The sequence below is a fragment of the Bacillus sp. 22483 genome (assembly GCF_052044605.1).
GTDB classification, from domain to species: domain Bacteria; phylum Bacillota; class Bacilli; order Bacillales; family Bacillaceae; genus Bacillus; species Bacillus altitudinis.
The window spans coordinates 1-14,613 of record NZ_JBQENU010000011.1 but is presented as its reverse complement, the minus strand read 5'-3'; the positions used below and the strand labels follow the sequence as shown (position 1 = coordinate 14,613).

19 protein-coding genes are annotated in these 14,613 nt (G+C 41.5%); 4 read left to right on the top strand and 15 right to left on the bottom strand.

Features of this window, described 5'->3' with window-relative positions:
• Positions 1 to 227: 227 nt before the first annotated feature.
• Positions 228 to 362, top strand: a complete 135-nt coding sequence (locus ACTJJQ_RS15080; RefSeq protein WP_008342491.1) for a YqzM family protein — start codon at positions 228 to 230, stop codon at positions 360 to 362.
• Between the two features lie 39 nt (positions 363 to 401).
• Here ACTJJQ_RS15080 and ACTJJQ_RS15075 read toward each other — a convergent pair whose 3' ends face one another.
• From ACTJJQ_RS15075 to ACTJJQ_RS15065, 3 genes are all read right to left on the bottom strand, one after another.
• On the bottom strand, positions 402 to 2,729 hold the full coding sequence (locus ACTJJQ_RS15075) for a DNA internalization-related competence protein ComEC/Rec2 (RefSeq protein WP_440600371.1): 2,328 nt from the start codon (positions 2,727 to 2,729) through the stop codon (positions 402 to 404).
• Complete coding sequence (locus ACTJJQ_RS15070) at positions 2,722 to 3,291, bottom strand: ComE operon protein 2 (protein ID WP_008342495.1); 570 nt, start codon at positions 3,289 to 3,291, stop codon at positions 2,722 to 2,724. The genes ACTJJQ_RS15075 and ACTJJQ_RS15070 overlap by 8 nt, the downstream gene beginning before the upstream one ends.
• 65 nt (positions 3,292 to 3,356) lie before the next feature.
• The gene (locus tag ACTJJQ_RS15065; protein WP_440600349.1) at positions 3,357 to 3,986 is read right to left on the bottom strand and encodes a helix-hairpin-helix domain-containing protein; all 630 of its coding nucleotides are present in this window, start codon (positions 3,984 to 3,986) and stop codon (positions 3,357 to 3,359) included.
• A 90-nt stretch (positions 3,987 to 4,076) separates the two neighbouring features.
• On the opposite strand from ACTJJQ_RS15065, the gene comER reads away from it, so the two are divergent.
• Complete coding sequence (gene comER / locus ACTJJQ_RS15060) at positions 4,077 to 4,925, top strand: late competence protein ComER (protein ID WP_440600348.1); 849 nt, start codon at positions 4,077 to 4,079, stop codon at positions 4,923 to 4,925.
• A 48-nt stretch (positions 4,926 to 4,973) separates the two neighbouring features.
• Here comER and ACTJJQ_RS15055 read toward each other — a convergent pair whose 3' ends face one another.
• The 8 genes from ACTJJQ_RS15055 to ACTJJQ_RS15020 are packed head-to-tail and all read right to left on the bottom strand — an operon-like array spanning position 4,974 to position 9,991.
• Complete coding sequence (locus ACTJJQ_RS15055) at positions 4,974 to 5,717, bottom strand: class I SAM-dependent DNA methyltransferase (RefSeq protein ID WP_440600347.1); 744 nt, start codon at positions 5,715 to 5,717, stop codon at positions 4,974 to 4,976.
• On the bottom strand, positions 5,714 to 6,070 hold the full coding sequence (gene rsfS, locus ACTJJQ_RS15050) for a ribosome silencing factor (RefSeq protein ID WP_008342502.1): 357 nt from the start codon (positions 6,068 to 6,070) through the stop codon (positions 5,714 to 5,716). Before rsfS ends, ACTJJQ_RS15055 begins: the two co-directional genes overlap by 4 nt.
• 12 nt (positions 6,071 to 6,082) lie before the next feature.
• The gene (gene yqeK, locus ACTJJQ_RS15045) at positions 6,083 to 6,646 is read right to left on the bottom strand and encodes a bis(5'-nucleosyl)-tetraphosphatase (symmetrical) YqeK (protein ID WP_017367637.1); all 564 of its coding nucleotides are present in this window, start codon (positions 6,644 to 6,646) and stop codon (positions 6,083 to 6,085) included.
• Positions 6,636 to 7,205, bottom strand: a complete 570-nt coding sequence (locus ACTJJQ_RS15040; protein WP_045034392.1) for a nicotinate-nucleotide adenylyltransferase — start codon at positions 7,203 to 7,205, stop codon at positions 6,636 to 6,638. The genes yqeK and ACTJJQ_RS15040 overlap by 11 nt, the downstream gene beginning before the upstream one ends.
• Positions 7,206 to 7,218: 13 nt before the next feature.
• On the bottom strand, positions 7,219 to 7,509 hold the full coding sequence (gene yhbY, locus ACTJJQ_RS15035; protein ID WP_008342507.1) for a ribosome assembly RNA-binding protein YhbY: 291 nt from the start codon (positions 7,507 to 7,509) through the stop codon (positions 7,219 to 7,221).
• On the bottom strand, positions 7,503 to 8,345 hold the full coding sequence (gene aroE / locus ACTJJQ_RS15030) for a shikimate dehydrogenase (protein ID WP_440600346.1): 843 nt from the start codon (positions 8,343 to 8,345) through the stop codon (positions 7,503 to 7,505). Before aroE ends, yhbY begins: the two co-directional genes overlap by 7 nt.
• A gap of 21 nt (positions 8,346 to 8,366) precedes the next feature.
• Positions 8,367 to 9,467, bottom strand: coding sequence for a ribosome biogenesis GTPase YqeH (gene yqeH, locus ACTJJQ_RS15025; protein WP_178930347.1), 1,101 nt, complete (start codon positions 9,465 to 9,467; stop codon positions 8,367 to 8,369).
• Positions 9,468 to 9,469: 2 nt separating this feature from the next.
• Complete coding sequence (locus tag ACTJJQ_RS15020) at positions 9,470 to 9,991, bottom strand: YqeG family HAD IIIA-type phosphatase (RefSeq protein ID WP_008356191.1); 522 nt, start codon at positions 9,989 to 9,991, stop codon at positions 9,470 to 9,472.
• A gap of 362 nt (positions 9,992 to 10,353) precedes the next feature.
• On the opposite strand from ACTJJQ_RS15020, the gene ACTJJQ_RS15015 reads away from it, so the two are divergent.
• Positions 10,354 to 10,494 carry a sporulation histidine kinase inhibitor Sda gene (locus ACTJJQ_RS15015; RefSeq protein WP_003217327.1) on the top strand — a complete coding sequence of 47 codons (141 nt, stop codon included), beginning with the start codon at positions 10,354 to 10,356 and terminating at the stop codon, positions 10,492 to 10,494.
• Positions 10,495 to 10,630: 136 nt separating this feature from the next.
• On the opposite strand, the gene ACTJJQ_RS15010 is transcribed toward ACTJJQ_RS15015, so the two are convergent.
• The 4 genes from ACTJJQ_RS15010 to ACTJJQ_RS14995 all read right to left on the bottom strand — a co-directional run bounded on the left by ACTJJQ_RS15010 (position 10,631) and on the right by ACTJJQ_RS14995 (position 13,687).
• Positions 10,631 to 10,780 (bottom strand): hypothetical protein, encoded by a 150-nt coding sequence (locus ACTJJQ_RS15010; protein ID WP_003217499.1) that lies wholly within the window; start codon positions 10,778 to 10,780, stop codon positions 10,631 to 10,633.
• Between the two features lie 78 nt (positions 10,781 to 10,858).
• On the bottom strand, positions 10,859 to 11,587 hold the full coding sequence (locus ACTJJQ_RS15005; protein WP_169476094.1) for an SGNH/GDSL hydrolase family protein: 729 nt from the start codon (positions 11,585 to 11,587) through the stop codon (positions 10,859 to 10,861).
• Between the two features lie 71 nt (positions 11,588 to 11,658).
• A complete protein-coding gene (locus tag ACTJJQ_RS15000; RefSeq protein WP_024718802.1) occupies positions 11,659 to 12,399 on the bottom strand; it encodes a polysaccharide deacetylase family protein in 741 nt (246 codons plus the stop codon).
• A gap of 166 nt (positions 12,400 to 12,565) precedes the next feature.
• Complete coding sequence (locus tag ACTJJQ_RS14995; protein ID WP_007501361.1) at positions 12,566 to 13,687, bottom strand: tetratricopeptide repeat protein; 1,122 nt, start codon at positions 13,685 to 13,687, stop codon at positions 12,566 to 12,568.
• 234 nt (positions 13,688 to 13,921) lie between these two features.
• Here ACTJJQ_RS14995 and sigK point away from each other — a divergent pair.
• Positions 13,922 to 14,613: RNA polymerase sporulation sigma factor SigK (gene sigK, locus ACTJJQ_RS14990; protein WP_440600345.1), on the top strand; the 692-nt coding region annotated here is incomplete at its 3' end.

The following is a 14,613-nucleotide window of genomic DNA, read 5'->3' as shown; positions in this document are numbered from 1 at the left end:
CCTCTCTTTCACTTCCTCCTCTATCCTAAAGTGTGTAGAGACATTAGTAAAGAGGAAGCTGAAAGTGCCGCCTCCTCATTTATAGTAAACGTCTCACGTAAGCTCCCGGGTCAGCTTACAGTCAGACGATATTCACAAAATGATCATGAAAATGGAAAACGGTTACTTTACCTTCTAGCAATTCCAAATGAGTTCAAGTATACTAAAAATAGCCAGGAGGGATGAAAATGAATGAATTTGAAAAGAATGTTCAAAGCAAGCGGAATGATGTGACCGACTCAGCTGTTGGTTTTATCGTCACATTCGGATTTTTCGCCTCAATGTTTATTTTGGCAACAGTGATACACCTCGTTGGATCTTAACTACATGAATGCAAGATGACTGCCGTTTTGGCAGTTTTTTTATTGATTTTGTAAGATATCATATGGAGGATGAGCGTAAAATGTTCCATCCTCTTCAAGAAATTCATAGGTCACACTTCCATCAATATCTGTACGATACACCTTTGTTTTATGATCATTTAATTTTTTCAAAACTTCTTGATGAGGATGGTGATACCGATTTCGTTCACCTACTGAAATCAGTGCATATGACGGGTTCAAATGCTGAAGCCATTCTTCACTTGTTGATCCTTTACTCCCGTGATGCCCAACCTTCAAGACATCCGCTCTCAGCTTGGGGTAAGCTTGAATGATGTCTCGTTCCCCTTCTTGTTCAAGATCCCCAGTCAGCATAAAACACTTGCCGCCAAGCGTAAAGGTGAGGACCAGTGAATCATTATTTTTACTCGTCACCTGGTCACGTGCGGGATGCAGAACGTCAAATTTTTGTCCTCCAATTCTCAGCTGATCCCCTCTTTCCAACTCATCTACAGGAATCCTTTGATCAGCCGCTTCCTTTAAAAGCTGCGCATCCTCTGGATTTCGAGCAAAGCCTTTTGGGATTGCAAGGCGTTTGACTTTATTTCGCTTTATTAACCGCATCGCTTCTCCCATGTGATCTTGATCTGCATGGGTAAGGATGAGGACATCAAGTTTTGCTATGCCTTTAGAATGCAGAAATGGAATAAGCGTTTGATCCCCAATTGTAGATACTTTACGTCTTTTTTTCCATGGCTCTTCTTCAAAAGAAAGCCTGCCTCCTGTATCGACTAATATATGCCCGGTTCGATAAGGTAGCTGAATAAACAAACTATCCCCTTGTCCTATATCTAACATCGTGACCTCTCCTTTTTGAAGAAAATTCGGCGTGAAATAGTGTACAGCCAGCACACAAATGAGAATCAAAATCGGCACAAAATAAGATTTGATAGAAGTTTTACATTCCATCACAATGAATAGAAAAACAATGGAGGACACCTCTAGGAGAACATGCCACCATGTCGATTTCATAAAAATCAGAGTAAGACCATCGTAAGCAGCCATATGTGCTGACAATTGATGACTAAACTGGATCACCCAATCAAGCAGCTGAAACAGTGTTTGTCCAAGCGGAAGATAAATGATAGATAAAAGAAAAAAGAATAAGGACAGAGGCATGACAACCATTGTATAAAAAGGAACAAACATCATATTTAAAGGAACACTCAGCAAGGAAAATTGCTGAAAATAATATAAAAGAACAGGAAGCGAAGCAAGCTGTGCAATCACGGAAATGAGGAATAACTGCATCACCGAACTTTTTGCTTTTGATAAAATACTAGTGGATAGCAAAATAAATAAGGTCACCACAAATGACAGCTGAAAACCGACATCAAATATATAAAGTGGTTGAATAGCTAATAAAAGCAAGAACGCTGCACTTAACACGACCGCAAAAGGCTGTTTCATTTCTTTTGGCAGGCTTGTGATGACTAAATAAATTCCAGCCATGAGACAGGCTCTTAACACAGACGGTGCAGCACCTGTTAAACAAGCATAAACCGGCAAAAAGGATATTAGAAGAATACGTGCTGTCTCTCTTGTCACGCCAGCGCGGAGTAGACACCAAAATAGACAAGCGAGCAATGTTTGAACATGAAGTCCTGAAATGGCTAATAAATGAATGATGCCAAGCATTTGATAATCTCTTAATGTATCAGGGTCTATTAAATCACGATCGCCAAAAATAAGTGCCTGCACAATCCCAACAGAACTCTTCGGGACATGATCTTCTAGAAATTTCAGCCCCTTCTGCCTAATAGATGAAAGGTCATGTGAAGGACTGTCATGTTTCGTGCAGCTTTTCATAGACTGCGTTAAGAAAATAGCATCAATGCCTTTTGTTTTTAGAAATTGATCATATTGAAACCCGTTCGGTATGGTAGCATGTTTAGGTAACCGAACCTCACCTGTCATATGACAGCTCATACCTGGCTCAACATCTTTCAGCGCTTCTTTTTCACGCTCTGTTTGAATCGTATAAAATGCCGCTAGTCGACCATTCTCTGATGAAACAGTCGCTGAAAAGCGATTGCCATCTATTTTCGGAATCGTTTCAATCACAACCGAATCAGAAAATGCTTTTTCTTGTACAGGATGATCCGTTTCAAAAGACTGATGCACCATAAAAATGAGCATATAGATCATTCCACACAAACTGACCATTAAAAAGAGCTGGGGTGTTTTTTTCAGCAGACTGAAAAGAAGACATACAAGAAGAAAAAGGAGAAAATACAAATGAAGATGATATGCGGCCAGAGCAATTCCAACAGCTGCTGAAATCGCCCCGAACGGCAAATACTTAAACATAGGAAGTAAATAATTGATTCGCCTTTTCATGCATTTGACGAATTTCTGTTTCGCTACGTCCTGATTCACTTAGTTTGCCTATTAAATCCGCAACAAAGGCTAATTTTTCTTGGTTTTTTAAGTCAATAATCATCTCATCTAATTCAACCTGTTCTGTTTGAACTCCGGCCTGTTCAAATAAATCAACAGCATATGGATGATTTTTATAATCCTTCGCATAATACACTGTTCGAATACCTGCTTGAATAATCGCTTTACAGCACTGCAAGCAAGGAAAATGCGTCACATATATTTCAGCATCAGCCGTTGGTGCACCAAATTTGGCACATTGTAAAATAGCGTTCATCTCCGCATGGATTGTACGAACGCAGTGATGATCTATCACATAGCATCCTACATCTGCACAATGCACGTCACCGGCAATGGATCCATTATATCCACCTGCGATGATGCGCTTGTCTCTTACGATCGTTGCCCCAACAGCTAGCCGCTCACAGGTGCTTCGCAAGGCAAGCAAATGGCTTTGAGCCATAAAATATTGATTCCATGAAATTCTCTCCACGAGCTGATCCCTCCAGAATGATGGTTGGTATTAAGTGTACATGCCTTTCTTCTATACCGTCAATTCTACTTGACCGTCAGTTGATTTTTCAGCCGTTCAATGGTCTTCTCTCCAAAACCCGAAATATTCTGTAAATCTTCAATTTGCTGAAATTCTCCATGTTCTTCTCTATACGCAATGATGGCTTCCGCTTTGGCTGGACCTATTCCGTTAATGGTCTGCAATTCCGCTGCATCAGCTTGATTGACATTCACCCCTTGACTCTTTTCATTTCCCGGCGGCGTATCAGCCGCTGCTGTTTGTCCCTGCTTGTCAGCCTCCCCCTTCTTTCGTACATAAATCATCATACTATCCTCTAATTTTGCTGCTTGATTGATGTCAACTGTATCTGCCTTGCTCGTAAAACCACCTGCTCTTTTAATGGCTTCTTCAACTCTGTCCTCAGCCATAAATGCATAAACGCCCGGCTTCCGTACAGCTCCTTTGACCTCTACTACGATGGATGTTGGCTCTTTTTCTGCACTCTCTTGTTTTTCTTCTAATGTGACTTGCGTTTCATGTTGTTCTTTCAATACACCTAGCTCGGCGCTGCCTTTCTCTTTTCCTGCTAAAAAGAAGAAACAGATGATGACGAGGATAATGATTCCCGCTATCAGATAAAGACTGTATTTTTTCAACGAAATGAGCTGCTTCACTTGTTCACGCTTCTTTCAATCATATTTTCACGCTGCTTCACATACTGTTTAGAAGATAACAGATCCTATGCGTCTAAGGAGGGAGAACGTTTGAATATAGGGTTAATCGGTACAGGAAACATGGGTACCATACTTACTGAGGCATTTATTGAATCAAAAGCAGTCAATCCCTCATCCATCACCATTACAAATCGGACCATCGAAAAAGCGTTCAATATAAAAAAGAATCACCCAGAGGTCGAAGTGACGAAACAGCTTTCAGGAGCTGTAACAGATAAAGATTTCATCTTTGTTTGTGTCAAACCACTTGATATTTATCCGCTTTTAAAAGAACTGAGCCCACTTTTAAAAGAACAGCAAACCATTGTCATCATTACTAGTCCGGTTCATCCTGAACAGCTTCAAGACATTGTTCCTTGTCAAACAGCCAGACTGATCCCAAGCATCACCAACCGCGCGTTATCAGGCGCATCACTTTTAACATTTGGTTCATCATGCAATGTCACGACAAAAGCAGCGCTCAGACAACTCGCTTGCCGCATTTCAACACCAATCGAAATTCATCATTCAATCACACGGGCAGCCTCAGATATTGTCAGCTGCGGTCCTGCCTTTATTAGCTTTCTTGTTCAGAAAATGATTGAAGCCGCTGTTGAAGAAACGGATATTTCAAAAGAAGAAGCCACCACCTTATCAGAAGATATGCTTGTAGGACTTGGCCGTTTGATTGAAAAAAGGGTGTATACCCTGCCTACACTGCAACAGAAGGTGTGTGTAAAAGGCGGCGTCACCGGCGAGGGCATTAAAGCACTTGAAGCAGGTGTTCAAGATATGTTCCATCAGCTTTTTCAGAACACTCATGACAAGTTCGATGAGGATGTAGAAGCGGTTGCGCATCAATACCCGCCGAGTGTGTTTACTGATGATCTCAGAAATTAAACATGTTCGCAACAAGCGAAAAAAGGGTTTTAAAAAACCATCGTTCCATTAAACGATGGTTTTTGGTTTCTTCGCTGAAATAAAATATCTTTCTGCACATTCTTGAGGTGCTTCATTTGTAAAATCAGCGGTCACTTCAATCTGTTCAAAGCCAGCGGACTCAAGGAACGCTGCATATGTCTCAAAAGGAAATGTACGCTGTTCGTGCGTTTCATCATAACGCTCATACACGTCTCCGTCTTTTACAAAAAAGCTTAAATCATGAATGACCGAATATGGATGATCTCCTTGATCACTCTGCCAAATATAGCTGATCTCTTCATCTTGATCGGCATAAGTAGAGCCAGGAAATACCTCTTCCATTTTATAAGGGGTATGAACATCAAACAATAAAACCCCACCTGTCTCTAAAAGCTGAAACATGTTTTTAAAGGTTTTTTTGACGTCATTTTCGTTTTTTAGATAATTCAAAGAATCACAGCAAATAACCGCTGCTTGAAAAGTTTGTTCAAACCCCTCAAGCTCTCTCATATCTTGATGTAAAAATTGAATAGACTGCTTATGAGCCTGTGCTTTTTGCTGCGCAAATGCCAGCATCTCTTCACTTAGATCAATTCCTGTGACCATGTGGCCTTTTGCAGCTAACCGAAGAGAGATCTCTCCAGTTCCACAACCTACATCGATAATCGCACTATTTGGCTTGATATGCCGCTGTATCCACTGAACCCATTCATCATAAGGGGCATGTGTCATGAGCTTATCATACACACCTGCAAACCCTTGATAAATCATGAGTTAATGCCAAGCGAAAGCGTTTCTCTCGGCGCATCTCCCCAAAGCTTCTCTAAGTTATAGTATCCTCTTTCCTCTTTGTGGAACACATGAGCAATGACATCTCCTAGATCAATCAAGACCCATCTTGCTTCGTCAAAGCCTTCCATCTTTTTAACTTCGATGCCGCCTTCTTCTGCAAGGTGTTTCACTTCTCTTGCAATGGCCTGTACTTGTTTGTCAGAATTCCCGTGACAAATGAGAAAATAATCTGCAACAAGTGAGATCCCTTGCATATTCAGGGCAATAATATCCTCTGCCCGTTTATCATCGCACGCTCCAGCTGCGATGTTTAAAATTGATGATGCATCCATCAAAATTCCTCCTTAGTTGTTCTTTTGCACAAGTGAGTTATAAGTAGCAAGTGTATCTGGGAAAACTGGCTGATTCTTTTTCATTAAAAAGCTGACGGTGTTTTTTAAAGATTGAATCAAGGCAAGATCCAAATCCTGCTCTGCTAACTCTCTTACTTCCTCTACACCAGGAAAATGGCGTCCTGGCTCTATATAGTCGGCGACATAAATAACTTTTTCAAGCAATGTCATGTTCGGTCTGCCGGATGTATGGAATTCAATGGCTGTTAAAATATCTCGGTCGTCAATTCCAACTTCTTTTTTGACCAAATAGGCACCAACTGGGGCATGCCAAAGCTCAGGTGAATATTTAAGCAATAGAGGGTTCATCTGTTCTTGCTGGATGATGCCCTTCATTTCTTCTTTCGGTCTAAATTTGGCATAATCGTGGAAAATAGCCGCGACCTCTGCTTTTTTCACATCTACACCAAAACGTTCAGCTAATGAAATGGCCGTCTCCATTACCCCAATTGTATGTGTATATCTATGCTCTGTTAACTGCTGTTTGACACAGTTTAACGCTTCTTCACGATTCATATAAATGATGCTCCTTTATATAACACTCAACAGCTTTCGGAATCAAATAATCAACAGGTTTCCCCTGCTTCATTCGCTGCCTAATCAATGTCGATGATACATCAAAAGCCGGAACATCTGCAAACAAAAGAGGATACGCCGTACTTCCTTCATAACCTGGTCTTTTCATCCCAATAAAGGTGATCATCTGAAGCAAATCATCGATTCTGTGCCATTTCGGCAAATACTCGACCATGTCCGCTCCAATCATAAAAAAGAACTCATCTTCAGGATGGCGCTTCTTCAACAGCTCAACCGTATCTACTGTATAAGATGGGCCCTCCCGCTCCATTTCAATAAGCTCAACTCGAAAATGAGGATTTGACTGAATCGCTTTTTCCACCATTTTTACGCGGTGATGACTCTCTGCTCGTTTTCGGCCCGTTTTATGAGGGGGCTTGTGATTTGGGATAAACCAAATTTCATCAAGCCCTACTTGGAAACGCACCTCACTTGCCATCAGCAAATGCCCATTATGCGGGGGATCAAACGTACCGCCGAACAACCCTATTTTTTTCATATCATATCCACCTTTACGGCAGCTTAATTTGTTTATTTTCCTTTGATTCCTTATAAAGGACAATCACATTTCCGATCGTTTGAACGAGTTCAGCTTTTGCACCTTTTACAAGTGCTTTTGCAACCTCTGTTTTGTCCTCGTCGCAGTTTTGCAATACGCTGACTTTCAAAAGTTCTCTTGCTTCAAGCGCCTCGGAAATTTGCTTGACCATATTGTCATTTACCCCGCCTTTTCCAACTTGAAAAATAGGTGATAAATGATGTGCTTGCGCACGTAAAAAACGTTTTTGCTTACCTTTTAACATGGTGTTCCTCCTAATTTCTCTATGACAATTGACTTCATTTTTCGGGCGTCAGGTGTAATGCCCGTCCACAGTTCAAAGGCTCTTACCGCCTGACCAACAAACATGCCGACGCCATCGACCGTTTTCAAACCTAACCCGGCTGCTTCGCTTAGCAGCTTTGTTTCTATTGGATTATACACAATATCACAAACGACCGCTGTTTTTTTTGCGTTCGCTAAAGAAATTGGGGTTTCTTCAACATTCGGATACATACCAATCGAGGTCGTATGGATGATGACATCATATTCCCCCAGCCGCTCTTCTGCTGTATTTAATGCTATCGCACGAGATGTAATTTTCCCATCGGCACTTTCAATTAAAGCCTCAGCTTTTTCAATGGTGCGGTTGGCGATATCAAATTGTTTCGGTGCATACTCAGCAATTGTCGTGTAAATCGCTCTTGCTGCTCCACCAGCACCAAGCAGGAGAAATGACAGCTCCGATAACGGCTGATCCAACGCTTCAAGCAATGAATGAAGAAAACCCTCTCCATCTGTATTGTACCCAACGAGCTGACCATTTTCGAGGCGAACCGTATTGACGGCACGCAGGCGTTCAGCTGTCACATCAATTTTGTCAAGGTACTGCATGATGTCTACCTTGTGCGGAACAGTGACGTTAAAGCCGCTGATTCCTAAGACTTTCATACCGTTAATGGCATCTTTCAGGTCGTTTTCTTCTACTTGAAAGCCATGATAATGTCCATCAATTCCAGCATCCTTTAATGCTGCATTATGAATATCTGGAGACATTGAATGGCCAACAGGGTTACCGATTACTCCGTATAAAGGTTTCAAGGTCTCTCCCCCTCTGAACATTTAAATTAACGAACGTCTCATAAACACGTGCACGCCTTTTGGCGCATACACTTTGATTTGTTTCCCAGCATCATTCGCCGTCACCCAGCCTAATCCTGAAAAGACAATGTCCATTTTTGGCTGATCGATGGTGAAAGTGTGCAGAACGAGCGGCGGGAAATCTTCCATTCCCTCTTTTGATGGCGGTGAAAGCAGTTCACCTGCATGCTTTTCATATAAGTCATCTGCATTCTCCATCTTCGTCCTATGAATGTTGAGTTCATTTGGCATGTAGCAGACAAAGGATGTTCTGCCGCCTTTTACATAATCAAATCGAGCCAGTCCGCCAAAGTAAAGCGTTTGAGCTTCATTTAACTGGAACGTTCTCGGTTTCAATTCTTTTTTCGGCGTTAAAATCTTTAAGTCATTTTTGCCGACATAGTGCGCCATTTGATGGCGGTTGATGATCCCCGGTGTATCGAATAAAGCAGACCCGTCATCAAGCGGGATTTCAATCGCATCAAGTGTTGTCCCTGGGTATTGGGATGTGGTGATCACATTCTCTTCTCCAGACACCTCTTTGATAATGCGGTTAATAAATGTTGATTTCCCAACATTTGTACAGCCGACAACATAGACATTTCTGCCCTCACGGTAATGATCAATGGCCTCCATAACCTCAGGCACACCTTGTCCTCTGCTCGCACTGATTAAAAACACATCAATCGGATTGAGCCCATTTTCTTTTGCTTCCCGCTTCATCCATTGAACAAGACGGTCTTTTTTCACGGATTTCGGTAAAATATCTACCTTGTTGCCGACAAGTAAAATGGGATTACCACCAACAATACGGCTCAGTCCATTAATCCAGCTTCCGTTAAAGTCAAAAATATCAACGACCTTGACGATCAAAGAATCAGTCTCGCCAATGCTGTGTAAAATATTTAAAAAGTCGTCTTCTGTTAAAGATACATCCTGAATTTCATTGTAGTTCTTTAACCTAAAACAGCGCTGACAGATCACATCTTCTTTCAATAGAGATGCTGCCGGCGCATATCCTAATTGATCTTTATCTTCCGTCTGAATGGCTACACCGCAGCCAATACAAACAACCTTTTCCATTATTACTCTTCCTCCCACTGAATGTGGCCCTTACGCTTTAAGGCTCCTAAAATTCTGCGTTCAATCTGCCTGTTAAACTTCGTGAAAAATCCGTCCGATGCCGCAACAGGTACAACCAAAATGGTATGGAAGCCATGCCTGTTTCCGCCAAGCACATCTGTCATAAGCTGATCGCCAATGACAACCACATCTTCTTTCTTCAATTGCATATCAGCGACGGCCTTATTAAAGGCTCTTCCCATCGGTTTTCTCGCTTTATAAATAAACGGGATATGAACAGGCTCAGAAAAAAGCTTGACCCTTTTTTCATTATTGTTCGATACAATCGTCACCTGTATCCCGTGATCTTTCATCTCTTGAAACCATTCAATTAAACGCGGGGTCGCACTAGGACGATCCCATTCTACTAGTGTGTTATCTAAATCCGTAATAATTCCTTTTACATTTCGTTCTTTTAGTTTTTGCGGCGAAATGTGGAAAATACTTTTCACAAATTCATCCGGTAAGAAATACTTCTTTAGCACAATTTGCACCCTTTCTTCCATTGGTTTTTCAGCGATTGTGTCGAATCAAATCACAATTTGTCTGTCTATCGAATACAATGAAAAAGTTTTCGACATATGATGAGGACCTTCAACAGGTGTGGATAATTTTACACACATTATCCACCTATATTTCATCACGCTTTCATTCAATTATAAACACTCTACCCACAAGTTATCCACTTAACCATGTGGATAACAGAACGATTGTTCTTGTTTCCCATTCATGGTAGATTAAAGGTACTTCAAAGACATTCGATCAACCTATGATGATATGTCTTTTCCTCAAGTTTTATGCCAACTTTTTCAGGGGAGGTGTTTTTCCCATCATATGGGTTTCTAGTATGAAAAAGCTGTCAGATGATTTACTTATAGAATCGTATTATAAAGCAAATGAAATGAACTTAAATCGCGACTTCATTGAATTAATTGAGACAGAAATGAAAAGACGTTCGCTCGGGCATATGCTCTCTGTTTCCTCTTAATTCCATATATCCAGGAACCATGCCTCCCGAGCACTCTCCTTTTTTAAACTCAGGTGACTGATATTATATCACTTGCGCTATAGGCTTACTACTATTTTCCGTAAAAAACACCCCTTCTGATCAAAGAAGAGGTGTCTTATTTGCAAGGCTGTTCATTCCAAAACCATAACCCTCCACCTACGACCAAAATGACGACAAGGAACACAACAAGAAAAGCGTAACCGATTCCTGCTCCTTGAGCTGGATAAGGCGAACACGCAGGGTAAGGATAAGGACATCCCCACATATCAGTTACCTCCTTCTAAGAAGATATACTGTTAGACTATGCTGGATGGATCGTCTTGTTTAGGCAGATGGCCTGCATTTAAAAATGTTTAATGACATCACGCTCTTTGATTTCGTTATAAATGATTCTTGCCCCTTTTGGTGTCATATGATTGCCAGAAGGGTCAATGAGGCCAGACTGAATCAAGGCGTTGTCACTATCTTCACCCGCTTCTCTGATGAACGCTTTCCAATTGTCGACAAGCGGCACTTGCTGTTTTTCAGCTACTTGTCTTGTGATGTCATTGTATGAGTTTTGCCAAGCTCTCGCCCCGCCTCTCTCAGCAAAATAAGATGACTTATATCTAGAATAATAATACAAGCCCTTTTTGCCTCCTTCCACCACAGGCACGCACGTCATGAGGATCGGGGTAATTCCCTCTTTTCTACTTTCAGAAATGAAGTAGGATAAGTTTTCTTTAAATCGTTTTTTGGTCACACGGGGATGTTTCCCGTCTAGAATCGCCGCATCATTTGTACCGAACATGATGAGGACGTAAGTTGGTTTTTGTTTTAAAATATCCTGCTCAAAGCGCAGCTTCGCATCTTCTGTTGTCTGCCCGCCAATTCCGGCATTCTGTACCTTGATTTGGCCGCGCTCGACGTTTTTCATGAGATTCACCCATTTTTCAGATGTTGGATAATCTCGAAAATCCCAGTTCGATCCTCTTGTGTTACTGTCACCAAATGCAATCACACTTTCCTGAACTGGTTTTGAGCACCCAGCAGCAACACATAACAGGATGAAAAGGAAAACAAATTTCTTCACAACATTCACCTCCAAAAGCCCTCTTCATATAGTAAACGACAAGACTTTTGGTTTCAATGAATGACTGTTTCTTATTGTAATTGAACCGGTAGATAATCTCTGTTATGGTGCACCAGTTCGCTCACTTTCACAAACTCATAGCCTCTTTTCTTTAGTTCAGGTACGACTTGTTTCAGCGCTTCTACTGTCTGCTTACGATTTCCTCCGCCATCATGTAAAAGGATGATATCACCGCCCTGAATATTCTCAATAATACGGCTGGCAATTTTGTGTGCACCTGGCCTAGACCAGTCCTTCGGATCTTGCGTAAAGGACCACATCACGACATCGTATCCTTGCTTTGAAAGAATGCGGAATGACTTCATCGTCAAGCGCCCGCCCGGGGGACGAAATAATAAGGGTCCGCCAGGCTGGAGAGAAGCGATATGAGCCGCTGATTCTTTTAATTCTTGCTTGATTTCTTTCGATGACAAAAGGTCAAAATACGTATGGTTCATCGTGTGATTGCCAAGCTCATTTCCTTCGCTCACAATCCGCTCTGCGAGCAGGGGATATGCATGAATACGGCTTCCGATGACAAAAAAGCTGGCATTCACTTCATGCTCTCTCAGTACATCTAGTATTTGATTTGTGTATACCGGATGAGGTCCATCATCAAAGGTTAACGCAATCTTTTTCCGTTCCTCTCTCATGTCCCAAAAGGCTCGTCCCGTTTTTTCTAGGTCGATTCTTTTTAATGTACGCGCCTCTATGTTACCAGGAACAAAAGCGCATATTACCAATATACATAACAAGATATGCAACCCTTTCATCAGACCGCCTCCACAGAACATCATTACACATTAAATTGCCCGCTTTCTGATGAATTCATTCAAGTTTCGTGATCGTCTACGCTTCTTTTTCACATAAAAAAAGCCGGCCCATCAGGCCCGCTTTTTGTCTCACGTTTGGTTTCTCTCTTCAACTGTCGAACGTTGCTTAGAATTCATACAGACACTCTCCTTCTTGGATTTGATTTTGAGCCCATAGCAATTTTTGATAATACTGGTTGGACTTCTGGTATTGTTGAGAGGTTTCTAAGGCTGTCGCAATTTCTAGTGAGATATCCTCTATATAAGAGTATAGGCTAAGTTTTTCCAAATAATCAATGGTTTTTTGCAGTTGTTCTTCATTGATTTCCTGAACATATAAAGCATCCAGATACTCAAACATATGACAGAACAGCTGGTCTTCATGCTTCTTTGCGGCCAATTTCCCATCCTCTAATATGCGCCTTGCTTCAGTCTGCTCATTTTGTCTAAAAAGCAGCTTGGCCAGTGTATAAAGTGTATGAGGCAGCGTGGGAAGCAGCTCTTTTTTGGCGAGGTCAGCCGATTCGGTTAAATATCGTTCTGCTTCTTCTCGATAACCTAACTCCCCGTAACATTTCCCTAAATTATAGAGTGCTGAGCTATAAATGCGCGGGTGGTCAATTTCAGATGCGAGTTGTTTCGCCTTTTTCAAGTGAGGCAGTGCTCGATCTTTACGTTTTAAATCTTGATAATTTCCCGAGATGACAAAGAGGCACTGAATAATGCGAATGGAATATGCATCATGCTGATCGTATATTTCAAGCGCTTTTAAAATATGGTGCATGGAGACATGCGTTTGTTTCATTATATAGTAGGCTTCTGCTACTTTAAAATGAAACTCAGCCTGCTCAATATCATCAAATACCATAGACAGCTGTTTTTCTGCCATGCGATAATATTTGACGGCCTCCAAATATTCTTTTTGACTAAACTCATGCATGCCACGAAAAAATGCATGGTAATAATGCAGCATATCAGATAACTCATGATTGGAATTTTCGATTTTATCGACAAGGTTAGATACTGAGAAAGGTTGATATTTTGAAGGGTGTATATAGTCGAGCATAATTTGGTGCCGAAAACACATGAGCTGATAATAAATCAGTAAATGCTGGTCCTCTTCCATACGTTCAATTTCCGCTTCTACTTCCGCTTTCAAGATTTCCGCATCTGGAACACTGAACTGCCGTATCATTCGATACCATTCATTAATTTTCATACCGACATGTGAAGAAAGAACCTTCCCCATGTTCCGAAAAAACCCCTTCCTTTTCGGTCTAATATTACATATTTTAGCACGCTTCTAGACCGCCAAGCACCGCAAAGAAACCGCAAACATATGAGAGGTGCAGCAAAAACATACGCACACAAGCACGCTTCTTTCAAATAAGATGATTTTTTCATCGTACAGACACAGACAATCCTTCCTTCACATACATTTGAGGATATAGGCAGCGGCCTAAACATGGTGGAGGTGAAAATCGTGGCAGGAGTATTTACAGCGATGGGATTGATGGTCAAAGAATTGGTGTTTTTAGTGTCCTATGTCAAAAACAATGCCTTTCCACAACCCCTTTCGGGAGATGATGAGAAAAAATACTTAGCCCTCATGGCAGAGGGCGATGAACACGCAAGAAACATGCTGATTGAACATAACCTTCGGCTCGTCGCCCATATTGTCAAGAAATTTGAAAATACCGGGGAAGACGCTGAAGACCTCATCTCCATCGGGACGATCGGACTCATTAAAGCCATCGAAAGCTATTCCTCTGGAAAAGGAACAAAGCTGGCGACATATGCGGCGCGTTGTATTGAGAACGAAATCCTCATGCATTTACGCGCACTCAAAAAAACAAAAAAGGACGTCTCTCTGCATGACCCAATCGGTCAAGATAAAGAAGGAAATGAAATTTCATTAATTGACGTCTTAAAATCAGAAAATGAAGACGTGATTGATACCATTCAGCTCAACATGGAGCTTGAAAAAGTAAAAGAATATATCGACATTCTCGACGGCCGGGAAAAAGAAGTCATCGTCGGCCGGTTCGGTTTGGACTTAAAAAAAGAGAAAACGCAGCGGGAAATAGCCAAGGAGCTCGGGATATCGCGGAGCTATGTGTCTCGGATAGAGAAACGCGCACTGATGAAGATGTTTCATGAGTTTTACCGGGCGGA